This window comes from Synechococcus sp. MIT S1220 (assembly GCF_047303025.1).
GTDB lineage: Bacteria > Cyanobacteriota > Cyanobacteriia > PCC-6307 > Cyanobiaceae > Parasynechococcus.
Genome location: NZ_CP138939.1, coordinates 453,489 through 476,307 on the forward strand (window position 1 = coordinate 453,489; position 22,819 = coordinate 476,307).

Genomic DNA, 22,819 nt, shown 5'->3' on the forward strand with positions numbered 1-22,819 from the left:
ATTCACCAATCATGTTTTTGTTTTCTTTCAAAAAATTCTTTGCGTTATCTACAGGCTTTGCTTTGGCTTTTGGTGGCCTCGCTTCGTCTGTTTCAGCTGCCCCGAAACCTAAAAACATTACTGTTGGTTATCTCAACTTAGTTAATGCCCAACTGGTCACTAAGAATCTTGGTCTCATCCAAAAATATATGCCAGGTGTTAAAATTAAATATATTAAGGTTGGCGGTGGAGGTGATATGTTGAGAGCTATTGCTGCAAAACAAGTTGATTTTGGTGGCTTAGGCAATCCACCTACGGCTATTGGTGTTACTAAGGGTCTTCCAATTCAGGGAACTATGGTGCTAAATATGCTCGGTGCTGTTGAGGCTATGGTCGTGCGTAAAAGTGCAAATATTAAAACTTGGAATGACCTAAAAGGGAAAACGATTGCCGCCCCATTCGGTTCCACAACGCATTATTTACTGTTGAAAGCACTGTCGGACGCAGGAATTAAGCCTTCATCAATGAAGATTCTTGATTTACGTCCTGCCGACATCGCAGCTGCATGGGCCCGTGGTGATATTGATGCCGCGTGGTATTGGGAGCCCAATCTTGATAAGGCAGTGAAGGATGGTGGTGAAATCTTTATCACATCTGGCGATATGGAGAAGAAAGGGTACCCAACCTGGGACGTTGGTGTTGTTATGAATTCTTTTGCTAAAAAATATCCTGACTATGTTGTCAGGTTTGTTAAGGCTGAATGTGAAGGCATTGATTATTGGATTAACAATCCTATTAAGACTGCTAAGATTATTGCAAAAGAGCTGTCCTTGTCATTACCTGATGCGACCCGTATGATGAAAGGTACCGAAATGGTTCCCTGCAAAACTCAGCTGACCTCTCGATACATTGGTAAGTCTGGTCGTATTGGCGGATTCGCTGATACTCTTGTTGAAACATCTAAGTTTCTTGTATCACAGAAACGTCTTCCCAAGCAGTTGACGCGTAAGAACTACGAAGCCTTTATCAATCCTGTTTGGCTTGAAAAAGCTGTCAAGTGATTCTTATTTAAATCTTATTTCTGGCTGAGGCAATCACATTTGTTGAGTTGCCTCACTTTTTCTACCTATGTCCATCCTTCTCTGTAACAATTTTTCTCTATCGATTACTTCTCTACGGGAATATTATTGCTCTGTTGGATCCTCTCCAGTTGATGTTATAAACCAAGTTTACAAGCGTATTCAACTGGATGGCAGGGACGACGTTTGGATTAACCTCCGTCCTCTAGAGGATTCTCTCCAGATTGCAGAGCATCTAATGGGAAAGCCAAGAGATAATTTCTCTTTGTTTGGCGTGCCATTTTCAGTGAAAGACAATATTGATGTTGATGGATTACATACAACTGCTGCATGTCCAACATTTTCTTATCGACCGTCTGTTTCTGCGAATGTGGTGAGGCGTCTAGAACACGCTGGTGCTATTTGCATTGGTAAAACCAATTTAGATCAATTTGCTACTGGCTTAAACGGCACTCGCTCACCCTATGGCCCTTGTCGTTCAGCATTTAATCTTGATTATGCGTCTGGCGGCTCTAGTTCAGGATCTGCAGTGTCTGTAGCTTTGCATCAAGTAAGTTTTTCCATTGGTACAGATACTGGCGGCTCCGGACGAATTCCTGCGAGTCTCAATAATATTTTTGGCTTGAAGCCTACGGTTGGATCACTAAGCTCTCACGGTCTGGTTCCCTGTTGTCCGAGTCTTGATTGTCCATCTGTTTTTTCTTTGTCAGTTGATGATGCACTTGAAGTGGCTCAAACTATGTATGCATCTGATCCTTCCGATCCTACATTGAGGCTATCTGCCGAAGCCCCACTTTTTAGTCTGCCATCCTTATCGTCTGATCTTTGTGTTCTTGTTCCACAGCCCGAACAACTTGAGTTCTTTGATAACGCTGACGGCCACAACCTTTATATCAGAGCAGTCGATTATGTTCGAGACCTCGGTTTTAAGGTTGAGTTTTTCGATTTCGCTCCGTTTGTCGAAGCTGGAAATTTCTTGTTCGATGGTCCATGGCTTGCCGATCGTTACGCGTCTATTGGAGCCTTCCTTGAGGATCATCCTCTTGATGTTCTTGATACAACCTATGGCATTGTCCAAAAGGGTTCACTGGTGACAGGAGAGCAGGTGTTTAAGGCTCAGGAACGTGTCCAGCAGATCAAGGCCAAGATCCGATTGCTTGCTAAAGAAGGTCAATTGTTTTTGTTCCCAACAGTCGCGCCTCTGTGTACTGTTAGTCAAATTCAGGCTAATCCAGTAGAGCTTAACAACCAGTTTGGTTATTACTCGTACTTTGCCAATGTACTTGATCTTTGCGCTTTCTCATTTCCATTCGCGTTTTACCCGAATGGTATGCCATTCGGCCTAACAGTGATGGCACCAGCTTTTAATGATGGTGTTGTCGCATATTTCGCGAAGGCATTTACTGATTCTTTGAATTCAGTATTTGGAAAATCACGTTTCTCACTCTCTTGATTGATCATGTCCGCATCCGCGCCACAGCCCTTAGTCACACAAGGACGGGTCTCAATCGATAATTTATCCGTTTCTTTTAGTAGTCGTGGTCAAGATATTCTTGCTATACAGGACGTCAATATATCTATCTGCCCTGGCGAATTTGTTTGTTTGCTAGGTCCTTCTGGGTGTGGTAAATCGACATTACTCAATTGTGTGGCGGGATTTGTTAAGCCGACTTTGGGATCAATTTCAGTTGACGATGAAGCCATTACAGGCCCCGGCCCTGATCGTGGAATGGTTTTTCAGCAGCATTCGCTTTATCCCTGGAAAACCGTTCTTCAAAATATTGCATTTGGGCCCGAGGTTACTGGTCGAGGCAAAGGCTCTCCTAAGAGTACCGCTCAGACCTTTTTGAAAATGGTTGGTCTCAGTAAGTACGCAGAGTATTATCCCCATGAGTTATCGGGTGGAATGCAACAAAGGGTTGGTATTGCACGTGCTCTCGCTAATTATCCCAAACTTCTGTTGATGGATGAACCCTTTGGAGCTTTAGATTCGCAAACACGTTTGATGATGCAAGAGAATCTATTGAGGTTATGGAGGGACTTGTCGATCACTGTCTTGTTTGTTACTCATGACGTCGATGAGGCAGTATTTTTATCAGATCGTGTTCTTGTAATGGGATCCAATCCAGGTAGGATTGTTCGAGATCTACCAGTCAATTTGTCTCGTCCACGTGATACCGATACGACGGTGAGTCGTGAGTTTGTCGAGTTGAGAAAGACGTGTTTGGACTTGATAAGACTTGAGTCATTAAAGGCTTTTCATGAACACAACTGATTGACGAGGCACTTTGATATTCGCCCCCTTGTTTAATGTTTTCTTAGTCTTTCTGTTTTGATGATTAGTTATTTCAATACTTGGCTGTTCGATTGAATTTATCAATTTATTTTTGTATCGGATGCTACCTAATAATTGGATAATGAATCAACCGCTACCTTTACTTGGTTCTTTTTTGTGTCATATTTTACACGGGCCATGCCCATTTCCTGTGTGAGGAACCTCATGAAACTCTTCCAGCAGCTGCTGGTGGCGCCTGCCGCTCTCGGCCTTCTGGCTCCTGTGGCGGCCAACGCCGCTGACCTGAACATCAACGGCGTGTCGGACTACGCGTCCGACGAAGACATTGAGCAGGTCACCAGCATCACCCAGTTTTCTGACGTCTACCCGACCGACTGGGCTTACCAGGCACTGGCCAACCTGATCGAGCGTTACGGCTGCGTCGCCGGCTATCCCAACGGCAGCTTCAGCGGCAACCGGGCGATGACCCGTTACGAGGCTGCCGCTCTGCTGAACTCCTGCCTCGACAGCGTCACTGAATTAACTGACGATCTTGCTCGTCTGATCAAGGAATTCGAGCGTGAGCTGTCGATCATCCGCGGCCGCGTTGACGGTCTGGAAGCCCGCGTCGGCGAACTGGAATCGTCTCAGTTCTCCACTACGACCAAATTAAAGGGGCGTACATCATGGTTCCTTGGTGCTGTAAGGGCCAAGGGTGATGCAGGCAAACTACGTAAGGAATATAATGCTGATTACGGTGCAACGGTTTTCAGTTATGACCTTGCTCTTGCCCTGAAGACATCCTTTACCGGCAAAGATTTACTGTTCACTCGCTTGCGTTCTGGTAACTCTGCCAACGCATTTGGTGGGGCTGGTTTTCCCATCACCAGTCTCGATTATCCAACCAATACAGCTACTGAAGTCCGACTCGGTCGACTGTATTACCGCTTCCCTGTTGGCTCCAATTTCACGGTTGTTGCAGGTCCGCGGATGAGAAACACCGAGAATCTTGGCTACAAGCCGTCTGCATATACGGCCGGTGGTCATCCCCAACTTGACCTCTTTTCGGGACGTCTTGGTGTTCCAATGGTGTGGAACAAAGCCACCGGCGGTGGTTTTGGTGTTACTTATAAATCGACATCCGATAAAGGCGACCCCTATTTGACTGTAGCTGCCAACTATGTTGCTGCTTCTGCTAACAATGGCGACCCGAATAGCGGTGGCTTTATGACCGATAATGCCAAGGGCAGTATCACAACGCAGATTGCCTACGGCAATAAGAAATGGGGTGTAGCTGCTGGATACCGCTACGGGCAATGTGACGTTTCCTATGGAAGGGGCACTGAGTTCGCAAGGAGGAACGCCTTCAGTCAGGCATGTCAATACAGCGAAGCTACCGGCGATTTTGATGCGGCTGGTAATGCGATCATGACGGATAAACGCTCCAATGCTGACAGCAACAGCTGGGCCCTTAATGCATTCTGGAGACCGAGTGAATCTGGATTTGTCCCCTCCATTAGCGCTTCGGTTGGTCAGTCATATCTTGGCGGTAATTACAATTACAACACCGTTGATACATTTGCATCATGGATGGTCGGCCTTCAGTGGAGTGATGTTTTCCTGATGGGTAATGACATGGGCTTTGCCATTGGCCAGCCGATGTTTGCTGCCGCGATGGACAAAGGAACTCCTGATGATGGCAATTACGCGATGGAGCTCTGGTATGAATTCCAGGTCACGGATAACATTTCGATCGCACCTGGCGTTTATTGGCTCAGCCGCCCAATGGGTGAATTAACTCCTGACGACAAGAGTCTCGGGATCTTTGGTGGTGTCATTCAGACCAAGTTCTTGTTCTGATTTACTTAAACCAGTCTTGGCCCTTCCTTGGAAGGACGCAAAGACGCCACACCTCTGCATCTGGATGGCTCGTTTTCGAGCCATCTTTTATTTTGAGTGCCATTCTTTTTTGTTTGGCTGTCACGCGTTTCTTTTTTTTACTCTTGTTGAACGCATTTAGTGCAGGAGGAATGCTTGTTTTTGTTGTTTGTGCAGCTCAGTTGTTATTGAGCCTGTTTTGTTTTTGCACTCCGCCGTCGCTTTTCTTCAACATGGCTGCTGCTGATTGAGCTGGTCCGCGTTTTTCGTCTGAACAGTATTGAAATTCTTTTTTGTCTGGCGCTCTTCTATTGATTGTCAACGCTTTCAGAGTGGTTCCTAGATTTGAGTGGATCTTCCTGTATGGGCCAAACCCTTGGAATGCTTGGCTTGCTCAGGCTTCGATATCTTCTCGTCCGTGCCCACAACCGAGTGAACCAGAAGCGCGCATCGCGACTTGAGTGGCCGACATACCGAGCAACAAGTCCCTGGTTTAAGGAGCTGCATCGCATTAATCCCTCAAGGTCTGCGCGGTCGCGTCTTGCTTCGTTCAGTAGATCTTTTGAGGCCTCCGCTGTGATCGGTGTCGGCGCGGCCCAGACGAACGAACCAAACACTGGAGCACGGCCCAGGCCGTGATGATCCGTCAGGCTTTCTCCGCCAAGTTCGATCCGATCCACCAGCTCCCACTGCGGGTGGTCAGACCCTGTGCGTTGTATGCACATTTTTGTCCTCCACTGCCCTCGGTTCAGTGTCTCTTCCGCAGCGGTGCGTCCGAGTCGCACGATTTCTACGCCCAAAAAGGAGGCATTGTTCGGGAGATGCACGTCTAGGTTCTGTTCGAACAAGGCGTCGGCGTAAAGCACCAGTTCTTGGGGTAGCCATTCCAGGTCGCTGTGTTCAGCAAGCTTTGCCCTCACCGTCTGCCTGGCCCAGGTCCCATCTGGGTCAAGCCTGCTACGTCCAATGGACCCGTAAACCTTTTGTGCTGCAACGCTTGTCATCAAGCTGCGACTGTTGCTTTCCAGTTTCAAATCAATGCTGAGCTGATCTCCTCCCACCAGTCCACCGGCGGTGTGTAGTAGTGGCAGCTCACAACGGTTGTCGTTTCCGGATTGGGCCCGCAACACCTTGAAGGGTGCGCTGCTTCCCCCTTGGTGTCGGGTTCGTCCCAGCCGATCGACGCTGAACTGCAGCTTGCAGTGGCCGTGCCAGGGCTCGAGGCGTTGCATAACCGTACGTTCGGCTGGCACCTCCGCCAGCTCCGTATTCTTTGATACCAAAATAGTGTCTCTGTCTGGGCAGGCTTTCGGTCAATCCGGTGATGGCGGCAGTGGGTCAGTCAGTCAGTCAAGGGGTGATCGTGGTGGTGGAGCGGCTCGAAGCGCGAGTGGATTTACCTCAGTTGCCCCTGCCGCTTACAGCTCAGGAACGCACCGTCATGCGCGGTCGGCGGCGCACCTCCTGTGGGCGAGATGTGCTGCTGCAATTGCCTAGGCATGGTGTTCTGCACCCCGGCGATCAGCTTGTTGATGCATTGCGCTCTTGTCTGGTTGTTGTCGAGGCAGCACCCGAAGCGCTTTTGCGGGTGCAGGGGTTTTCAACGCTTTCGTTACTGCAGGCGGCTTATCACCTTGGGAATCGCCATGTTGCTTTGGAATTGCATGAGCAGGAGCTTTTCCTCCTCGATGATTCCGTTCTCGCCGGCATGCTTGAAACTCGGGGACTGCAGGTGAGCCGATGCCAGCGCCCATTCGCCCCTGAAGGCGGTGCGTATGCCAGGCATTCTCACCCGTGACATCCCTGTCGCTGCTTCAGTTGGTCAGTCCGGCCTTGCCGGTTGGTGCGTTCAGCTATTCAGAGGGTCTGGAGGTACTGATCCAGGCGGGGACGATTGATCAGGAGTCCGCGCTCAGGTCCTGGTTGGAGGCTGAATTGCAGCGGGGCAGTCTTCGTTTCGAGGCTGCGGCCCTCCGGCCCTTGGCCGCAGAGCTTTCCGCCTGGTGTAAGGGGGACCTCACGGCCAAGAATCGTTTGCTGTCGCTGGATGGTTGGTTGCTGGCCACGAGGGAAGCCGCCGAATTGCGAGCTCAGCAGCGTCAGATGGGGCAGTCATTGCTGCTCCTGTTGGCTGATATGGGACACACTTTGCCGGAACAGTTGCCCTTGGGTTGGCCAGCAGCCTGGGCGGCGTCGGCGCTGGCATTGCAGGTGCCACAGGCGGACATGGTGCAGGGCTATCTCTACAGCTGGGTTGCCAATCAGCTCAGTGCTGCAGTGCGTCTGTTGCCGCTGGGTCCTTCACGCGCGCAAGTGACATTGCAGAGTTTGCTCCCGTTGATTACCGCTCAGGCTGAGGTTCTGCACACTGTTGATCCGAGGCAACTCTGGAGTGGTGGTATCGGAGCCGGAATGGCACAGCTCGCCCATGCTGAGTTGTATTCCCGCCTGTTTCGAAGCTGATGAGCAGCAAGCTGCGTCTTGGAGTGGCAGGTCCTGTGGGCTCAGGAAAAACAGCACTTGTTCAGGCACTCTGCTTGCAGCTCCGGCATCGGCTGGAGTTGGCCGTCGTCACAAACGACATTTACACCCAGGAGGATGCCCAGTTCCTGACCCGAGCCGGTGCATTGGAGCCGCAGCGCATTCGTGGCGTGGAAACAGGGGGCTGCCCGCATACGGCGATCCGGGAAGATTGTTCGATCAATCGGGCTGCGGTGGCAGAGCTCGAGGCGCAGTTTCCTGATCTGGATCTAGTGCTTGTGGAGAGTGGCGGTGACAATTTGGCTGCCAGCTTCAGCCCGGAACTCGTCGATCTCTGCATCTATGTGATTGATGTGGCTGCCGGCGACAAAATTCCTCGGAAGGGTGGCCCCGGTATCACGCGTTCAGATCTGCTGGTGATCAACAAGATCGATCTGGCGCCTTTGGTGGGGGCAGATCTTGCGGTCATGGATCGGGACACCCGAGCGATGCGAGGTGAACGTCCCTGGTGCTTTACTAATCTTCACACTGGCGAAGGGCTCGAAACAGTCATTCATTTCTTGTTTCAACAGTTACCAAATTGCGTCAACAAATGAGAGCAATTCTCGGAATGTTACCAGTGATACAAAACAGCCGATTCGCGGTCCATACGTTCGGATGTATCGCCTTTTGGCGTCCCCCAACCGTGTGTATTCATTTTCATGACTTCTAAACTCACGAAGCGTTTGCTTGCCGCGTTTGCTGCAACAGCGGTCGGAGCGACGATCACTGCCTGCGGTGGCGGCGGTGGTGGTGGTGGTGACACCGCTTCTGGTGGAGGTGGAGGCGGAGGCGGCAGCGATTTTGATGGAGAAATCAAAGTCGGCATCCTCCACTCCTTGAGTGGAACCATGGCAATTTCCGAAACGACTCTTAAGGAAGTCGAGGAATTGGCCATTAAAGAAATCAATGAGGCCGGCGGAGTCAAAGTTGACGGGAAGAGCTACAAGATTGTTTACACCTCTGAAGATGGTGCATCTGATTGGCCAACCTTCGCAGAGAAATCCCAGAAACTGATCGACGCTGACAAAGTTGCTGTCGTCTTTGGTGGCTGGACGTCTGCAAGCCGGAAGGCCATGCTTCCCGTTTACGAAGCTAAGGATCACTTCCTCTTCTACCCGATTCAGTACGAAGGTCAGGAGTGTTCCAAGAACATCTTCTACACCGGTGCCGTTCCCAACCAGCAAGCTGAACCTGCAGTGGATTGGCTGTTTGAGCAATTTGCTGACAAGTACGGCAAGAAGGTCTATCTCGTGGGTTCTGATTACGTCTACCCACGGACGGCCAACACCATTATCAAAGAACAGGTCAAGAGCCTGGGTGGTGAGACTGTAGGGGAGGATTACATTCCTCTGGGTAACACCGAGGTGGCTCCGATCATTGCCAAGATCAAGAAGGAATTCCCCGATGGTGGAATCATCATCAACACTTTGAATGGTGATTCCAACGTTGCTCTGTTCAAGCAGTTCAAGGCTGCTGGAATTACTCCTGATAAGTACCCGATCATGTCCTTCTCCATTGCTGAGGAGGAGATCCGTCAAATCGGACCTGAGTATGTCGGTGGTACTTATGCAGCATGGAACTACTTCATGTCTCTCGGCACTGAAGCGTCCAACACCTTCAATTCTGCTTTCCTCGCTGAGTACGGTGAAGATCGGGTGACCAATGACCCGATGGAGTCGGCTTACAACATGGTCTACCTCTGGAAGGCTGCCGTTGAAAAGGCCGGTACTTATGAGGATCTTGATGCTGTTCGTGATGCCCTAATCGGTATCAAACTCGACGCTCCCCAAGGTCCAATTGAGATGTACCCCAATCACCACATCTCCCAGACCGTTCGCATCGGTGAAGCGAAAGACGATGGACAGTTTGAGATCCTTTGGGACAGCAAAACTCCTGTTCCACCGATCACATGGAACCAGTACGTTCCTGAGACAAAAGGCTACAAGTGTGATTGGACACTTGATCGCGATGATGCTGGAAAGTTCAAGATGTAATCGTTACGTCTGAAATGATTTCACCGGTGGGCCACAATTATTTGTAGGCCCACTTTTTTTATCCTATGCACAAATGGAATTAATTTTTTCTCAGCTTCTTGATGGACTTAGTATTGGGTCCGTCCTTCTTTTGGCGGCCACTGGCCTCGCCATCGTTTTTGGCTTAATGGGCGTGATTAATCTCGCCCACGGTGAATTAATGATGATTGGCGCATATGTTACGTACGTAACTCAAAACTTGTTTCGTCCTATGGGTGAAGGTATTTTTGAGTTGTATTTTCTTTTTGCCCTTGTATTTGCATTTTTTATTACAGGTATCGTTGGGGTGATTCTTGAGAGAACTCTCATTCGACAACTCTATGGACGTCCGTTGGAAACATTGCTTGCTACATGGGGTGTGAGCCTTGTTTTGATTCAATTTATTCGCAGTGTCTCAACCAGCATGACAATTGGCATTGTTGTTGCCGTTGTGTTGGGATTCTTGGCTCAGAGATTCGCACCAAAAAAATTAAAGCAGGCTTCCTTCTACCCGTACTTGTCAGGGTTGGCATGGTTGGTGTCAGCTGTAATCGGTTTTCTTGCGATCACTGCTCTCTCTGGCTCAAAATTTCTATCAAAGCCTTGGTTTGGTCCACGAAACATTGACGTGACAGCACCGAAATGGCTTCAGGGAAGTTGGGGATCGATTGCTGGTATCGAACTACCTGGAATTCGGATATTTATCATCCTATTGTCTGCTTTATTGCTTGCCTTTGTGGCTTGGTTCCTCACAAAGAGTGTTTGGGGACTGCGTATTCGTTCCGTGACTCAGAATCGTCAGATGAGTAATTGCCTTGGTATTCCTACAGACAACGTGGATAGCATTACTTTTGGGATCGGCTCGGGACTGGCTGGAGTGGCTGGGGCCGCGATCACCTTGCTTGGTTCTGTGGGTCCAAATCTTGGTGCTGCTTATATTGTTTCCTGTTTCATGGTGATTGTGCTTGGTGGTGTTGGCAACCTTGTTGGAACGGTCATCGCTTCCATGATGCTTGGCATTATTCAGTCGATCATTGGATCTGGTGCCATCCTTATTGCTTTTCCCGAAATACCAAACCCATCGAGGGCGGTCATTGAATTTTTCGCAACAACAAGTATGTCATATGTTTTGATCTTTATCTTCATCATTGGATTTCTTCAATTTAAGCCCACAGGAATGTTCCCTCAAAAGGGTCGTTCAGTTGAATCCTGATTTATCACCCCACCTGATTTACCCATGAAACTCTTCAAAAAGCTAATTCCTTGGCTCCTCCTCGCCTTTGCTTTTTTTGTCCTACCAGCCATACTTTCTCAGTTCCGTCTTAATCTCTTTGGCCGTTATTTTTCCCTTGCTATTGTTGCTCTTGGAATCGATTTGATCTGGGGGTATACAGGCCTTCTCAGTTTGGGTCAAGGAATCTTTTTTGCACTAGGTGGTTATGCGATTGGGATGCACCTATTATTGGTTACCCAAAATGACTTTACAACCGGCGCAAATGGTTTGCCTAAGTTTTTTGAAAATTATGGTGTTGATAATCTTCCATTTTTCTGGCAACCCTTTTGGTCCTTCCCGTGGACATTGATTGCCATATGGCTGATTCCAGCAATCGTGGCTGGTTTGGTTGGTTATCTTATCTTCAGGAATAGGATTAAGGGAGTTTATTTCTCGATTATTACGCAGGCTTCGCTAATGGTTTTTTACCATTTTTTCAATGGCCAACAGAAACTCGTTAATGGAACAAATGGTTTGAAAACGAGTACGACTGAAATTTTTGGAATGGTCGTTGGTTCCGATGATGCCCAAATTGTGTTTTATCGTATCACTCTGATTCTTCTACCATTTGCTTACCTACTCTGCAAATTTTTAACAAGTGGTCGTTTTGGAGATGCTCTGATTGGTATTCGTGATGATGAGGCAAGGTTGCGATTCACTGGCTTCAACCCTGTACCTTTCAAAGTGATTGTCTACCTCGTTGCTGGTGGCCTTGCAGGTATATCAGGAGCTCTTTATACCATTCAGTCTGGAATTGTTTCACCGCAATATATGGCAATTCCGATGTCAATTGAGATGGTGATTTGGGTTGCAGTTGGTGGTCGTGGCACGTTGATAGGGCCTATTATTGGTGCTGTTCTTGTGAATTATCTGAGGAGTCTGGTGAGTGAAGCATTGCCTGAGGCATGGCTCTTTGTTCAGGGCGGCTTATTTATTTTTGTTGTTGTACTCATGCCTGACGGTATTTATGGATGGTTTAAAAATGGCGGTTTTATGTCCATGCTTGCAGCATTTGGCCTTGCTAAGAAGTCTGCTACGTATCCAAAAGTTGATATGGATGAAGGATATGCAGCTGAATCATGATGTTTTTAAGACAAGGACTTTACTCCATCCCCTCCAACTTATTTCTCTCTAAATCATGACAACACCTATTCTTGAATTGAATGATGTTAGTGTTGATTTCGATGGTTTCTTTGCACTGACAGACCTCTCACTCTCTTTATCGCATGGTGAGTTGAGATCAATCATCGGACCCAACGGCGCAGGAAAGACGACGTTTCTTGATGTGATTACTGGCAAGGTTCGGCCTACCAAAGGAAGCGTGTCGTTAAGAGGAGCAAGTATTGTCGGTCTATCTGAGCAAAAGATTTCTCTTTTAGGAGTTGGTCGCAAATTTCAAACCCCTCGTGTGTTTGAAAATCTAACGGTCACGAGAAATCTAGAGTTGGCAGCATCGCCGACGAAAGAACCTTTTAGCTTGATGTTTAAGAAACTTGGGCCGACCGCTAAGGATGAAGTTCATCGTTTGATGGACTACGTGGGTTTAGCACCGTTTGCCAAAGTTCTTGCTGGTTCCTTATCTCATGGTCAGAAGCAATGGCTAGCCATATCAATGTTAGTGGCTCAGTCTCCCGATATTATTCTTCTTGATGAGCCGGTAGCTGGATTGACTGATGAAGAAACCAATCGGACAGCGGAGTTGATTAAATCTCTTGCAGGAGAGCATACCGTTGTTGTGATCGAGCACGATATGGAATTTATTCGAGATCTGGGTGCTCCTGTTACCGTTTTGCACCAAGGCAAATTGCTAACTGAGGGTACGTTGGATGAAGTGAAATCTGACCCTAAGGTGATTGAGGTTTATCTTGGTCAGGCCGATTAGAGACATTCTTATTTTTGCGCCCCTTCCCTACTTTTCATCATGGTTCAAGCAACTGCACCAGCCTCCACCAAAACAATCCTGCGTGCTTCGGGATTGAATGTTTATTACGGTGAAAGTCACATTCTCAGAAACGTTGATCTGCAGATACCTGAAGGAGAGATGATCTGCCTGATCGGGCGTAATGGAGTTGGAAAAACTACATTCTTGAAGACCATTATTGGTCTGCTTGAACAGCGCTCTGGCAACATCGAATATGATGGAAAGCAATTGACCTCTCAGGCACCGTACAAGCGTGCCCGTGCTGGAATTGGTTATGTGTCTCAAGGGAGGGATATTATTCCCCGCATAACCGTGCGAGAAAACCTTCAGATTGGTATGGAGTCCCTCCCCGGTGGGATGGGAAAAAACCGTCATATCGATCCGCTTGTTTTTGAGTTATTCCCAATTCTTGAGCAGTTTCTTAACCGACGCGGTGGCGATCTAAGCGGCGGCCAGCAACAACAGTTGGCCATCGCAAGAGCTCTTTTGGGTAAGCCAAAATTGTTGCTTCTTGATGAGCCAACGGAAGGAATTCAGCCTTCTATTATTTTGGATATCGAACGAGCTGTGAAGCGTATTATTCAAGAAACCGGGATTAGTGTTTTACTCGTGGAACAGCACTTGCATTTTGTGAAACAGTCTAGTTTCTACTATGCTATGCAACGAGGAGGAATTGTTTCGAGTGGCCCAACGTCTCAATTGTCAGATGATATTATTGAAGAATTCTTGACAGTTTGACGTCTATTCGTTGCATATTTATTCTCAATGGGGTTGTTGACCGTCAGGTTAGCAGCCCCTATTCAGCATCCAGGGTCTTGAATCACTTTGACGCAATCGTGGACGCTTAGACTCCACATTTTCACGGCGAACTATTTTTGGTTCATCTGACTCCTTTTTTAACCGAAGCGATGACGACAATGTCATGGGCGGTGAAAAGATACGCTTGCCTTGGCAACCACATTCCGGACAATTCGTATCTGTCGAGCGATTGTCAATGCTTCTCCAGACTTCATAGGTCTTACATTGACCCGATTGACATTCGAATTCGTAGATTGGCATGAACTAAATAAAAGATTAGAAGAGGCCGAGCGATGAACGCTCAGCCATTGTGAATGGTTTACAAAGACGGCAGGATGACGATGATCAACTCTTCTTGCTTAATCATCAACAGGGCAATATGTCTTTGTCGAAAATCGACGTGGGTAGTGCAAGGGTACAGCAAGCATTAGGAATATCGACAATTCCGCTGATGCGTCCTTCGATTGGAGCACAGCTGAGCAGAAGATAGGCTTGTTCACCTGTATAGCCAAACTTTTTCAGATACTCAATCGCATTCAAACATGCACGCCGGTAAGCAATGTGTACATCCATGTAATATTGTTTGCCTTCAAATTCGTCCACGGAAATACCCTCAAAGACCAAATAGTCGGCGTAATGAGGTTCAACAGGGCTTGTTTTGAACATCGGATTGACCATCCCGTATTTTGCCATCCCCCCTTTAATGACGTCAACATGGAGATCAAGATAGCCAGACATCTCAATGGCCCCACAGAAGGAGATTTCTCCATCTCCTTGAGAAAAATGGATGTCTCCCATGGAAAGTTTTGCACCTTCCACATAAACAGGGAAATAAATCCTTGTGCCTTTGGTTAGGTTTTTGATATCGCAATTTCCGCCGTGCTCCCGAGGCGGTACCGTCCTTGCGGCTTCATTGGCAATTTTGCTGAAATCAGCTTCAGGAACTGTCCCTAAAATGGCACTATTCGGGTTCGGCAAGGCTGCCAATACAGGCTCACTTCCTGACAAACCTGCCCCGTATGTGCGTCGGTCTGGTGCTGTCTTGACCAATTCCGTTTCTCTTCGATTCCATTCGTTTAATAACTCCATTGATGGTGCGCAGCCAATCAAGCCGGGGTGGGTAATGCCCGCAAACCGCACCCCAGGGATGTGGCGGGACGATGTAAAAACTCCCTCAAGGTCCCAGATTGCTTTTGCAGCTTTTGGAAAATGATCTGTTAGAAACCCTCCACCATTTTCTTGTGCAAAAATCCCTGTAAAACCCCATTCATCTCCCTGAAGTGCGCCGACCTCAAGAATGTCTACAACAAGAATATCTCCCGGTTGCGCACCATTGACCCAAATAGGCCCACTTAAGACATGTACAACTTCTAGATTGACATCAGCAATATCCTGTGGGTTGTCATCATTTTTAATTTGACCATCAGTCCAATCTTTGCATTCAATCCTAAACACATCACCAGGATTGACAGATGCAACTGCGGGTATATCGGGGTGCCACCGATTATGACCCGGCATCTCTTGTTGATCCATTGGTTTGGTTAGATCAACTTTGAAGAGGGTTTCTGGCATTACATTGAAAAGGTTCCAATTCCATTGAAGTCATAAAAAAACAGCCAAAAAGTGGCTGTTATTACAAAAAATGCAAAAAGATTTATTACTAGCTTTATTTTGGACTTGATTGATACTGCGTCAAAAGCGTATTTAGGCTACAAAGTAATAAGAATGATAATCATTCTTATTTGGCCGGCGCTTCTGAGTAAAGAAGCGCCGGCCGTGACCTGATTACGCAGTTGTGGCAGCCGGCTCCTTCTCGGTTACGTCACTCTTAGGCATGGGTCCAAGCTTCACACCTTCGGGATAGTATTTCCAACCATCGCGAATGCGCACTTTTTCGTCCCAAGGGAGTTTGTATTCACCATTGGCTAGGTCTTTGACCCAGGTGAGGTAGTTTTCCTTCTCCCCGCCTGGTTTGCCAACATAAGCGCGACATCCCAGGTTGAAGATGTTGTTTTCAAGTGCCCAATTTTCTCGTGCTTTATCAACGAGTCGGGGGAACAGCTCTGCAGTGACGATTTCCCAAGGATTCCTGTGACCTTGTTGAATCACATTTCCGTCATAGTTGCAGACAGTTCCTTCTCCGAAGTAATAGAAGACCCCGTCATAGCCGGCAAGATTAACCGAGATGGTGTACATCAGGTTCTGCCAGGCATTGGTCCTGTTGGTCCAGATCCACTGGTCGTTGACCTGAGTTGAATACCCGGAAATACGGATGTAAACGTTGCATCCCTTGTAGGCCGCTTCCCTTGCCAGCTCTGGGAACATGCCGTCATGGCAGATGCAAACGGCAAGTTTGGAACCCTTGGGTCCATCACAAACTGGCATTCCATAGTTGCCGGGTGACCATGGCTCAATCGGTACCCAGGGCTGCAACTTGCGATAGTGAAGTGCTATCTCACCATCTGAGTTGATGATAATTGCTGAGTTGAATGGAGGCAGGCTAGGATCATCGTTTTGCTCCATTAAAGAGAACACACCCCAGACGTCGTTCTCTTTGCATGCTGCACGGAAACGGTCGATTTCCGGAGAATCAAGTCTCAGAAGCATTTCATCGTACGTCCAGATTGAGGTATTCAACCCTTGGGTTGAATACTCTGGCATCACAATCAGATCGGCTTCTGGATAACCAGCTTTTGTTGTTGCAACTGCTTTGCAGATTTGATCAACCTGCGTCTGGATATCTGCTGGTCCTGTGATCACGGGTACTGGGTACTGAATCATTGCTACGAGCAGTGATTCGTCCCACGAGCTGACGCTACCAGTGCTGGCCATGGCTTGGGAATGAGAACCATTTCCAGCATCTGCGCTTTGGTTGCCCAATGGTGTGTCGATTACGACCATTGCTTGGTCAGGCCCTGTTCAAATGCCTGAAATCAATCAGACATTGGTGCCGATTGATACAGGTCTATTTGTCCTGAAAGTCACCTTTTCTGCAGAGATTTTCCGATAAGCGTTTTGCCCAGTCCGGAGCCTTCTCTCCACCCTTGTCCATGTGCTTTCCATCGAAAAAGCTGAGAAGTTGCCAATCTGTATCTCCTCCTTTTTCGCCGGGTTGTTCGTCTGTCTCCAGCCAGCGTCCGTAGATGTTGTCGTATTGAGGCCAGTTGGGTAGATCAGGCATGCTGCACACCGCGTTGATTTCTGCTCTGCGGTTCGGTTCTCCCTGTGTGATGACAGCGACGCCCCCGTCAAACAACCCATTGGGTTCGCCAGGCTTGAACGTTTGAGTGAGCTCAATGCGCGTGTTTCCGTTGCGAACGAGCAGATCACCTTCTTCGGCTTCATAGCTCCTCACTTCCTCAAGCGATGGACCGCAGCCTTGGATTGTTAGGCAGCCCAAGGCAAAGACGAGCAGTGCTGATTGGCTGGTGGTGTGCATGATTGGAAGCCCTGATTTGGCGGCGCATGATCCCCTCACCACTGTGCCTTCGTGCTGAACATTAAAAAAAGTTGCTACATGGTTGTTTCGTAGCCTCTTGAACGTCTCCATCGGCTTTTGATTGCAAAGATATGTCTGTAGCAACAGCTACTAAATGTTCATCCTCTTCCAGGGCGCAGTTTTTCGGGCCATGGATCGGGGGTCTGGCTGCATCGATCACCATGTCCGATCAGATTCAGGAGAGGGAGGCTGGAGTGCGATCAACGCTTCAAAATCCTCAGAAAAAATCAGCCAATCAGCTGCTTTACCGCCCCGCCTCTATCGGCCAGGCGGCCAAGCCAATTATTCGCTCCTCCAAAACTGCGGCGCTGTTGCAGTTAGAGCACCACGACGACATCACAAGCACTTTCGTTGGCCAAGGTCTCTCTGGTTCGCGTCGTCGAACTGTTCAGCCTGGAGGCTTTATTCGGTCTCGGATGACAGCTGAACTGCTCAGAATTCAACCCGGCGCCCCTGCGTCTTGAGGGTGGCCACGCTCCATCTCAGATGATCCCTGGATGCGTTGGGCTCATCATCGCCAGTGCTTAGTGCTACTGCTTCAGGATGCTTTGGGCGGGATGGTGGACTGTGGGCAGTTTTTTGCTGTTGTTCAGCCCAGTTGAGGCCTGAGCTTCCTTTGGGGAATTAATGGCGTAGTCAGATACATCGGCCCGTAGATGCAGCATTTGTCCTTGAAGGGACATTTGCCAGATTTCAAGACGGGCATCGATCGGAGCTTCAAACCAAAAGCTTTCTGTGGGCATAACAACCTTCTCCCGATAAAATTCGTTCGGCCCGATACATTTAAGGACAATCATCCGATCTGTATTGTTCTGATACAAGCATTCGTTCATTGATTTTACTGAAATGGTGTTAGCAATTTGACTGATCGTTGAAACTGTTTTTGTCAGGAAGACAACAAATCCTTTTCTCTTAATATTTGAATTTGTTTGGTGGGTTGTATTGCAGTGGCTGTAACAAGATGAACCTTCTTCTGTTCAGCTGGCTCGGTTGTCCAGGCGTTTTTGGTTGATTTCCGATGTCCGGTCAACGTGCTGCGCTTTTTTTAGCGACTCGCTCAGAAGATCTCGACTGAGAATTAAACAGCCCACGCCCATCAAGGCGAGTGCGGTTCCGAGATTGCTGTTGGACGATGCAGCAACAGCATCAGCAAGATTCTGATGTTCCTCCCAGCTGTAGTGCATTAAAAACAACAGATCCCTACATCATTTCTAAAGGACCTTTGACTGGGTTATGACCTTCAGGACTGATACGCAAGATTTCGAAATCTTATTTCGGTTTACATTGGCTGACATTGATGCCAATGCGTTGCAATTGAGACTCTTCTTTTCTCTTTGTTGAGCGATAAATTGATCAAATTCCGGAGCTGCTATGGGTGAAGGTATCTCGATGACAATGGCCCAGCAATTCGAGATGGAGAAAATCAATCGGATCATTGATTCCACTGCTGATCCAGAACAGCTTCAATCAATCGCAAAGCAGTTACTACAAGCATGGCACTCTCAGAAAGCTGCAACTGAGTGGATAATTCGCCAGGAAATGGAAGGTTTTGGTCTTTAAAAATTGACGATATACTGGTAATTTAGTAAAAATAAATAGCTCAAGATGCTTGTGCAGAGCACGGATCCTCTTTTAAATCACAACAAATATCATGGTTTCCATAGATTGAAACTGAGCCATTGATGGAATCAAACGGCAAGATCGGCAGGCTCTGGCTGAGTAAGGAAGCTGGGGTAGGTCGGGCGTTTCATCATGGTGGTCCGCACGCTTCTCTGGCGATCAGCCGCGCCGGCTTCGACAAGATCAGATTGCAACCTTGGATTGCAGCTTCTTAGTCGCGACCAGCTTGGTAATTGATGTGCGATCGGTGTGTTTTGGAACCGGATTAGACCTGGCCTGAGCAGCCCAGAGAAATTCTGTACAGCCAGTTCTTCTCCATGGCGATCGTAGGGAAGACGATTGATTGAAGAATCCAGGCCAAATTGACGAACTCTGTCTTCACCAATACGCCGGTACAGAACCTCAAGGGTTTGAAGGTGATCCATCGAGACCACGCACCCTTCATGCTCCATCAAGCCGCGTAGGACTGTGCAGAAAATCTCTCCTGCCATCCGTTGAAGCCCTTCGGTCGGCGCTTGTCCAAGCTCTTTATGTTTGTGATCAAACAGGCCAAGGTCGACTTGGGCGATGCGACTGGAAGCCACATGTCTGTAGACCTCAGAAAGCAGGCCAACCTCCAGACCCCAATCCGAAGGGATCCGCAGGTTCATGGCCAGATCCGTGCTGAATGCAAATTCGCCAGCTAGCGGATAGCGGAAGGATTGCAGATACCGCAGATACGGCAGGGGGCCGAATACCTGTTCCAGGCTGGCCAGCAAGGGACCGACGAATAAGCGAGTGGCCCGCCCTTGAAGGGCCTGGGTTTCAAGTGATAGTCGGCTATAGAACGCCTTGACGTAGGCCATCCCGTGGGAGGGATCCAGCAAAGGCCGCAACATCCGCTCTGGATAGGACAACCCGAAGGTTCTGATGTCTGCATCGAAGAGCCCGACAACTTCGGCGTCGCTGCAGGCAACCCCGAGACCTTGCCAGACAGCCCAACCCTTGCCCGGCGGGCCTGTGACATCCAGTCCGAGATCCTTAACCGACACCAAAAGCTCTTGGATTGCCGGTCCATTGGTCCAGTGGACTTTGACGGGGAAAGGCATGCCGCGGAAGAACTCCTCAGCGGCAAGAACATCCTCAGCACGCTCTGCAGAAAGAGCGATCACAAGGCTCGTCAGCCCATCCAGTTCAGCCAGAGCCTCTCTGATCACCCCAAGCGCTGGCCGGCTGAATTCCTCCATCAAGCAGGGAATCAGGATCGACGTTCGTTTATGCGTCAGCTCCTTGCGAAAGGCGCGGCTATCAAGATTGCCGAGGCTGTAGTCGTGAACCGTGGTGATCAGACCTTGCTGAAAATCCATGCGGTGTTCAAAGCGACAACAGAATGGTGAGACGTGCTGCATACCTGTTGAAATTCAGCAGGTAAGGCTTGATGCAAGACCCCCAAGAGGGAGACCTGCAAAAGCTGTTGAGCAATCTCTACAGCAATGATTTTCCAGGGGATTGCCAAACGCTGTCGTCGCAATTGCTGCAATCTCTCGAGTGGCAGTCAGCGAATTGCGATAGGGGGTCTGTGCCGGTGCTCTGGAGTGGAACCGATGCTGTTCTGATCACCTATGCGGATACGGTTGACGATGGCGATCAGCCAGGTCTCCAAAGCTTGAGACGCCTTGTGAATGCCCACCTCGGTGCCTTCGCCTCGGTGATTCATGTGCTTCCTTTTTTGAAATCGACCAGTGATGGCGGTTTCGCCGTTTCCAGTTATGAGCACCTGGACGAGCGGCATGGCGATTGGTCGGATCTCGCGTCACTGGCGTCAGGTCGGCGACTGATGGCGGATCTTGTGTTGAATCACGTTTCGGCATCTCATCCTTGGGTGCGTCAGTTTCTGAATGGTGAGGAGCCAGGGGGTTCCTGCATTCTTGAAGCAGCACCCGACCCCTGCTGGGATGACGTTGTGCGTCCCCGCAGTTCCGCCTTGTTCACTCCCTTGGGAGGAATTGAGGGGAGAAGGATGGTGTGGACCACCTTTGGACCTGATCAGGTGGACCTCAACTGGCGCAGTCCTGAGGTGCTGATCGGGTTCACGAGGCTCCTGAACCAGATGTGTTCAAACGGGGTGCGCTGGATCCGTCTCGATGCTGTTGGGTTTGTTTGGAAGGAGCCCAACACCACCTGCATTCACAGGCCCGAAGCCCATCGTTTGGTTGAAATTCTGCGCGTGCTTCTCCAGGAGACATGGGCAGATGGTGTGGTCGTCACGGAAACCAATGTGCCGGAGCAGGAAAATCTCTCCTACCTCCGCAACGGACAGGAAGCGCACCTGGCTTACAACTTTCCCCTGCCTCCGCTGCTGCTGGAGGCAACGGTGAGTGGCCGAGCAGATCTTCTCAATGCCTGGTTGAGTCGCTGGCCTTCCCTGCCCGATCGCACGGGTTTGCTCAATTTTTCGGCTTGCCACGACGGCGTCGGCCTTCGTCCCTTGGAGGGGCTCATGCCAGATCGTCGCTTGCTTCAGCTTCTGATCGGCTGTGAACAGCGTGGCGGTTTGATCAGTCATCGCCGCCTCAGCAATGGAGATGATGTCCCTTATGAAATCAACATCAGCTGGTGGAGTGCGATGGCTGATGGCGGGATTGATCCCTCTCACTATCAGCTGGAACGTTTTCTGCTGACACAGTTGCTCGTGATGGTGCTGCCGGGGGTGCCGGCGTTTTATCTGCCGGCGCTTCTGGCAACCCCCAATGACGTTTCCCGCTTTCGGCGCACAGGCCAGCGGCGTGATCTGAACAGGCCCCAGTTCCGCACCGAGACCCTCGAGCGGCGTTTGCAGGACCCTGAGAGCAATGCCACCCGCGTGCTTCAGTCTTTGCGCCATGCGATGACGATCCGCGGGACCATGGCTTCTCTTCATCCCGATGCAGACCTACGCGTGATCAGCAGCAATCGATCCGATCTGGTGGTTCTGGAGCGTTCAGATCAAGGACAGTCTCTCTTCGCCGTGCACAACATGACCCCCACGCGTCTGAATCTGCCGCTTGGAAACCTTGGCGTGACGCCCGACGGGTGTCGTTGGTTCGATTGCCTGAATGGATTTGAGCTTCAGGCTGCTCAACGCCAACTTCAGCTCGAGCCCTACGATGTTGTCTGGTTGGTTCAGCGATGACCAACCAAGCGCCGATTTGGTGGGTGGTCACGGACCTCGACGGCACCCTGATGGACCATCGCTACGACTGGTCGCCGGCGGAGTCGACGATTCGATGGTTGCAATCGCTTGGAGTCCCAGTGATTCCTTGCACCAGCAAGACAGCTGAGGAGGTTCGTTCTTTCCGACGGGACGTGGATCTCCACGATCCTTTCATTGTCGAGAACGGTGGTGCGGTTCACGGTGAAACGTCGATGGGTGAGGAATGGCAACTCAGCCTTGGCCCTGGTTGGCGGGAGCTCCGCCCGCAGCTCAAAAGGCTGGAGCGGGATCTGGGTGAGCCGCTGCGCGCCCTCGACGACCTCAGCGATCAGGAGGGAGATGCTTTGCTTGGCCTGCGTGGTGAGTCTCTTCGCCTGGCGCAAGGACGCAGCTGCAGTGTGCCTTTTGTGGCTCCTTCTCCTCCGTCACGCGCTCGGTTGGTTGCCCTTGCTCAGGCCAGGGGGCTCACGATTGTTCAGGGGAACCGCCTGTCGCATCTGCTTGGGGGAGGGATCAGCAAAGGGAATGCTCTGCAAGCCTTGAAAAATCACCAGGGCATGCCCGACGCGCGGGTGCTGGCTCTGGGCGATTCTCCCAACGATCTCCCATTGCTCGAGGTTGCAGACCTGGCTGTCGTTGTGCCTGGCGCGGACGGTCCTCACCCAGCACTCCAGCCTGGTCTGTCAGTCGGCAAGTTTGAACGCGCACGAGCCCCCCATGGAACGGGCTGGGCGGAAGCGGTGCGCCGCTTTCTGGAGCCTCGGCTGCAGCGGTTGCTATGACCGCTGAA

The 22,819-nt window shown here is 49.7% G+C and carries 25 protein-coding genes; 16 read left to right on the plus strand and 9 right to left on the minus strand.

Annotated features, from left to right (window positions below; translation table 11 throughout):
• Positions 1-11: 11 nt before the first annotated feature.
• The 4 genes from SIB64_RS02240 to SIB64_RS02255 all read left to right on the plus strand — a co-directional run bounded on the left by SIB64_RS02240 (position 12) and on the right by SIB64_RS02255 (position 5,193).
• The gene (locus SIB64_RS02240; protein WP_413441714.1) at positions 12-1,040 is read left to right on the plus strand and encodes an ABC transporter substrate-binding protein; all 1,029 of its coding nucleotides are present in this window, start codon (positions 12-14) and stop codon (positions 1,038-1,040) included.
• Positions 1,041-1,107: 67 nt separating this feature from the next.
• Positions 1,108-2,511, plus strand: a complete 1,404-nt coding sequence (locus SIB64_RS02245; RefSeq protein WP_413441715.1) for an allophanate hydrolase — start codon at positions 1,108-1,110, stop codon at positions 2,509-2,511.
• Positions 2,512-2,517: 6 nt separating this feature from the next.
• Entirely contained in the window at positions 2,518-3,333 is an 816-nt protein-coding gene (locus SIB64_RS02250) for an ABC transporter ATP-binding protein (protein ID WP_413441716.1), read from the plus strand.
• A 225-nt stretch (positions 3,334-3,558) separates the two neighbouring features.
• On the plus strand, positions 3,559-5,193 hold the full coding sequence (locus SIB64_RS02255) for an iron uptake porin (protein ID WP_413441717.1): 1,635 nt from the start codon (positions 3,559-3,561) through the stop codon (positions 5,191-5,193).
• Between the two features lie 326 nt (positions 5,194-5,519).
• Here SIB64_RS02255 and SIB64_RS02260 read toward each other — a convergent pair whose 3' ends face one another.
• Positions 5,520-6,443, minus strand: coding sequence for an urease accessory protein UreD (locus SIB64_RS02260; protein WP_413442830.1), 924 nt, complete (start codon positions 6,441-6,443; stop codon positions 5,520-5,522).
• A 92-nt stretch (positions 6,444-6,535) separates the two neighbouring features.
• On the opposite strand from SIB64_RS02260, the gene ureE reads away from it, so the two are divergent.
• The 8 genes from ureE (at position 6,536) to urtE (ending at position 13,678) form a co-directional block, all read left to right on the plus strand.
• A complete protein-coding gene (ureE, locus tag SIB64_RS02265) occupies positions 6,536-7,009 on the plus strand; it encodes an urease accessory protein UreE (protein WP_413442831.1) in 474 nt (157 codons plus the stop codon).
• A complete protein-coding gene (locus tag SIB64_RS02270; protein WP_413441718.1) occupies positions 7,006-7,674 on the plus strand; it encodes an urease accessory protein UreF in 669 nt (222 codons plus the stop codon). Before ureE ends, SIB64_RS02270 begins: the two co-directional genes overlap by 4 nt.
• On the plus strand, positions 7,674-8,288 hold the full coding sequence (ureG, locus tag SIB64_RS02275) for an urease accessory protein UreG (protein WP_413441719.1): 615 nt from the start codon (positions 7,674-7,676) through the stop codon (positions 8,286-8,288). The genes SIB64_RS02270 and ureG overlap by 1 nt, the downstream gene beginning before the upstream one ends.
• A 105-nt stretch (positions 8,289-8,393) precedes the next feature.
• Positions 8,394-9,728, plus strand: a complete 1,335-nt coding sequence (urtA, locus tag SIB64_RS02280; RefSeq protein WP_413441720.1) for an urea ABC transporter substrate-binding protein — start codon at positions 8,394-8,396, stop codon at positions 9,726-9,728.
• A gap of 73 nt (positions 9,729-9,801) precedes the next feature.
• Positions 9,802-10,959 (plus strand): urea ABC transporter permease subunit UrtB, encoded by a 1,158-nt coding sequence (gene urtB / locus SIB64_RS02285; RefSeq protein WP_413441721.1) that lies wholly within the window; start codon positions 9,802-9,804, stop codon positions 10,957-10,959.
• Between the two features lie 24 nt (positions 10,960-10,983).
• Positions 10,984-12,102, plus strand: coding sequence for an urea ABC transporter permease subunit UrtC (gene urtC / locus SIB64_RS02290; RefSeq protein ID WP_413441722.1), 1,119 nt, complete (start codon positions 10,984-10,986; stop codon positions 12,100-12,102).
• 55 nt (positions 12,103-12,157) lie between these two features.
• Positions 12,158-12,901: an urea ABC transporter ATP-binding protein UrtD gene (gene urtD / locus SIB64_RS02295; RefSeq protein ID WP_413441723.1), complete on the plus strand. Its 744-nt coding sequence runs from the start codon at positions 12,158-12,160 to the stop codon at positions 12,899-12,901.
• A 39-nt stretch (positions 12,902-12,940) separates the two neighbouring features.
• Positions 12,941-13,678 carry an urea ABC transporter ATP-binding subunit UrtE gene (gene urtE, locus SIB64_RS02300; RefSeq protein ID WP_413441724.1) on the plus strand — a complete coding sequence of 246 codons (738 nt, stop codon included), beginning with the start codon at positions 12,941-12,943 and terminating at the stop codon, positions 13,676-13,678.
• Positions 13,679-13,726: 48 nt separating this feature from the next.
• Here the strand turns inward: urtE and SIB64_RS02305 are convergent, their stop codons facing one another.
• The 5 genes from SIB64_RS02305 to SIB64_RS02325 all read right to left on the minus strand — a co-directional run bounded on the left by SIB64_RS02305 (position 13,727) and on the right by SIB64_RS02325 (position 17,400).
• The gene (locus SIB64_RS02305) at positions 13,727-13,999 is read right to left on the minus strand and encodes an FmdB family zinc ribbon protein (RefSeq protein ID WP_413441725.1); all 273 of its coding nucleotides are present in this window, start codon (positions 13,997-13,999) and stop codon (positions 13,727-13,729) included.
• 105 nt (positions 14,000-14,104) lie between these two features.
• A complete protein-coding gene (gene fmdA, locus SIB64_RS02310) occupies positions 14,105-15,310 on the minus strand; it encodes a formamidase (protein ID WP_413441726.1) in 1,206 nt (401 codons plus the stop codon).
• A gap of 213 nt (positions 15,311-15,523) precedes the next feature.
• Entirely contained in the window at positions 15,524-16,570 is a 1,047-nt protein-coding gene (locus SIB64_RS02315; protein ID WP_413441727.1) for a formamidase, read from the minus strand.
• A 133-nt stretch (positions 16,571-16,703) separates the two neighbouring features.
• Positions 16,704-17,177 carry a hypothetical protein gene (locus tag SIB64_RS02320; RefSeq protein ID WP_413441728.1) on the minus strand — a complete coding sequence of 158 codons (474 nt, stop codon included), beginning with the start codon at positions 17,175-17,177 and terminating at the stop codon, positions 16,704-16,706.
• Positions 17,178-17,238: 61 nt separating this feature from the next.
• Positions 17,239-17,400, minus strand: coding sequence for a hypothetical protein (locus tag SIB64_RS02325; RefSeq protein ID WP_413441729.1), 162 nt, complete (start codon positions 17,398-17,400; stop codon positions 17,239-17,241).
• Between SIB64_RS02325 and SIB64_RS02330 the strand changes: the two genes are divergently transcribed.
• Entirely contained in the window at positions 17,399-17,701 is a 303-nt protein-coding gene (locus tag SIB64_RS02330; protein ID WP_413441730.1) for a hypothetical protein, read from the plus strand. The genes SIB64_RS02325 and SIB64_RS02330 overlap by 2 nt on opposite strands.
• A gap of 66 nt (positions 17,702-17,767) precedes the next feature.
• Here SIB64_RS02330 and SIB64_RS02335 read toward each other — a convergent pair whose 3' ends face one another.
• Together SIB64_RS02335 and SIB64_RS02340 are read right to left on the minus strand one after the other, a co-directional pair.
• On the minus strand, positions 17,768-18,070 hold the full coding sequence (locus tag SIB64_RS02335) for a DUF1830 domain-containing protein (RefSeq protein WP_413441731.1): 303 nt from the start codon (positions 18,068-18,070) through the stop codon (positions 17,768-17,770).
• 144 nt (positions 18,071-18,214) lie between these two features.
• Positions 18,215-18,421, minus strand: coding sequence for a hypothetical protein (locus tag SIB64_RS02340; RefSeq protein WP_413441732.1), 207 nt, complete (start codon positions 18,419-18,421; stop codon positions 18,215-18,217).
• 187 nt (positions 18,422-18,608) lie between these two features.
• Between SIB64_RS02340 and SIB64_RS02345 the strand changes: the two genes are divergently transcribed.
• Complete coding sequence (locus SIB64_RS02345; protein WP_413441733.1) at positions 18,609-18,797, plus strand: hypothetical protein; 189 nt, start codon at positions 18,609-18,611, stop codon at positions 18,795-18,797.
• Between the two features lie 128 nt (positions 18,798-18,925).
• On the opposite strand, the gene SIB64_RS02350 is transcribed toward SIB64_RS02345, so the two are convergent.
• Positions 18,926-20,203: a glycosyl transferase gene (locus SIB64_RS02350; protein WP_413441734.1), complete on the minus strand. Its 1,278-nt coding sequence runs from the start codon at positions 20,201-20,203 to the stop codon at positions 18,926-18,928.
• A gap of 71 nt (positions 20,204-20,274) precedes the next feature.
• Between SIB64_RS02350 and SIB64_RS02355 the strand changes: the two genes are divergently transcribed.
• Together SIB64_RS02355 and SIB64_RS02360 are read left to right on the plus strand one after the other, a co-directional pair.
• On the plus strand, positions 20,275-22,008 hold the full coding sequence (locus SIB64_RS02355) for an alpha-amylase family glycosyl hydrolase (RefSeq protein ID WP_413441735.1): 1,734 nt from the start codon (positions 20,275-20,277) through the stop codon (positions 22,006-22,008).
• A complete protein-coding gene (locus SIB64_RS02360; protein ID WP_413441736.1) occupies positions 22,005-22,811 on the plus strand; it encodes an HAD-IIB family hydrolase in 807 nt (268 codons plus the stop codon). Before SIB64_RS02355 ends, SIB64_RS02360 begins: the two co-directional genes overlap by 4 nt.
• Positions 22,812-22,819: the final 8 nt, after the last annotated feature.

What these genes read in the sequence shown, in the direction of transcription:
- SIB64_RS02240 (WP_413441714.1), top strand. Translation starts at nt 12, where the DNA reads ATGTTTTTGTTTTCTTTCAAAAAATTCTTTGCGTTATCTACAGGCTTT.
- SIB64_RS02245 (WP_413441715.1), top strand. Translation starts at nt 1,108, where the DNA reads ATGTCCATCCTTCTCTGTAACAATTTTTCTCTATCGATTACTTCTCTA.
- SIB64_RS02250 (WP_413441716.1), top strand. Translation starts at nt 2,518, where the DNA reads ATGTCCGCATCCGCGCCACAGCCCTTAGTCACACAAGGACGGGTCTCA.
- SIB64_RS02255 (WP_413441717.1), top strand. Translation starts at nt 3,559, where the DNA reads ATGAAACTCTTCCAGCAGCTGCTGGTGGCGCCTGCCGCTCTCGGCCTT.
- SIB64_RS02260 (WP_413442830.1), bottom strand. Translation starts at nt 6,443, where the DNA reads ATGCAACGCCTCGAGCCCTGGCACGGCCACTGCAAGCTGCAGTTCAGC.
- ureE (WP_413442831.1), top strand. Translation starts at nt 6,536, where the DNA reads ATGGCGGCAGTGGGTCAGTCAGTCAGTCAAGGGGTGATCGTGGTGGTG.
- ureG (WP_413441719.1), top strand. Translation starts at nt 7,674, where the DNA reads ATGAGCAGCAAGCTGCGTCTTGGAGTGGCAGGTCCTGTGGGCTCAGGA.
- urtA (WP_413441720.1), top strand. Translation starts at nt 8,394, where the DNA reads ATGACTTCTAAACTCACGAAGCGTTTGCTTGCCGCGTTTGCTGCAACA.
- urtB (WP_413441721.1), top strand. Translation starts at nt 9,802, where the DNA reads ATGGAATTAATTTTTTCTCAGCTTCTTGATGGACTTAGTATTGGGTCC.
- urtC (WP_413441722.1), top strand. Translation starts at nt 10,984, where the DNA reads ATGAAACTCTTCAAAAAGCTAATTCCTTGGCTCCTCCTCGCCTTTGCT.
- urtD (WP_413441723.1), top strand. Translation starts at nt 12,158, where the DNA reads ATGACAACACCTATTCTTGAATTGAATGATGTTAGTGTTGATTTCGAT.
- urtE (WP_413441724.1), top strand. Translation starts at nt 12,941, where the DNA reads ATGGTTCAAGCAACTGCACCAGCCTCCACCAAAACAATCCTGCGTGCT.
- SIB64_RS02305 (WP_413441725.1), bottom strand. Translation starts at nt 13,999, where the DNA reads ATGCCAATCTACGAATTCGAATGTCAATCGGGTCAATGTAAGACCTAT.
- fmdA (WP_413441726.1), bottom strand. Translation starts at nt 15,310, where the DNA reads ATGCCAGAAACCCTCTTCAAAGTTGATCTAACCAAACCAATGGATCAA.
- SIB64_RS02315 (WP_413441727.1), bottom strand. Translation starts at nt 16,570, where the DNA reads ATGGCCAGCACTGGTAGCGTCAGCTCGTGGGACGAATCACTGCTCGTA.
- SIB64_RS02320 (WP_413441728.1), bottom strand. Translation starts at nt 17,177, where the DNA reads ATGCACACCACCAGCCAATCAGCACTGCTCGTCTTTGCCTTGGGCTGC.
- SIB64_RS02330 (WP_413441730.1), top strand. Translation starts at nt 17,399, where the DNA reads ATGTCCGATCAGATTCAGGAGAGGGAGGCTGGAGTGCGATCAACGCTT.
- SIB64_RS02325 (WP_413441729.1), bottom strand. Translation starts at nt 17,400, where the DNA reads ATGGTGATCGATGCAGCCAGACCCCCGATCCATGGCCCGAAAAACTGC.
- SIB64_RS02335 (WP_413441731.1), bottom strand. Translation starts at nt 18,070, where the DNA reads ATGAACGAATGCTTGTATCAGAACAATACAGATCGGATGATTGTCCTT.
- SIB64_RS02340 (WP_413441732.1), bottom strand. Translation starts at nt 18,421, where the DNA reads ATGCACTACAGCTGGGAGGAACATCAGAATCTTGCTGATGCTGTTGCT.
- SIB64_RS02345 (WP_413441733.1), top strand. Translation starts at nt 18,609, where the DNA reads ATGGGTGAAGGTATCTCGATGACAATGGCCCAGCAATTCGAGATGGAG.
- SIB64_RS02350 (WP_413441734.1), bottom strand. Translation starts at nt 20,203, where the DNA reads ATGGATTTTCAGCAAGGTCTGATCACCACGGTTCACGACTACAGCCTC.
- SIB64_RS02355 (WP_413441735.1), top strand. Translation starts at nt 20,275, where the DNA reads ATGCAAGACCCCCAAGAGGGAGACCTGCAAAAGCTGTTGAGCAATCTC.
- SIB64_RS02360 (WP_413441736.1), top strand. Translation starts at nt 22,005, where the DNA reads ATGACCAACCAAGCGCCGATTTGGTGGGTGGTCACGGACCTCGACGGC.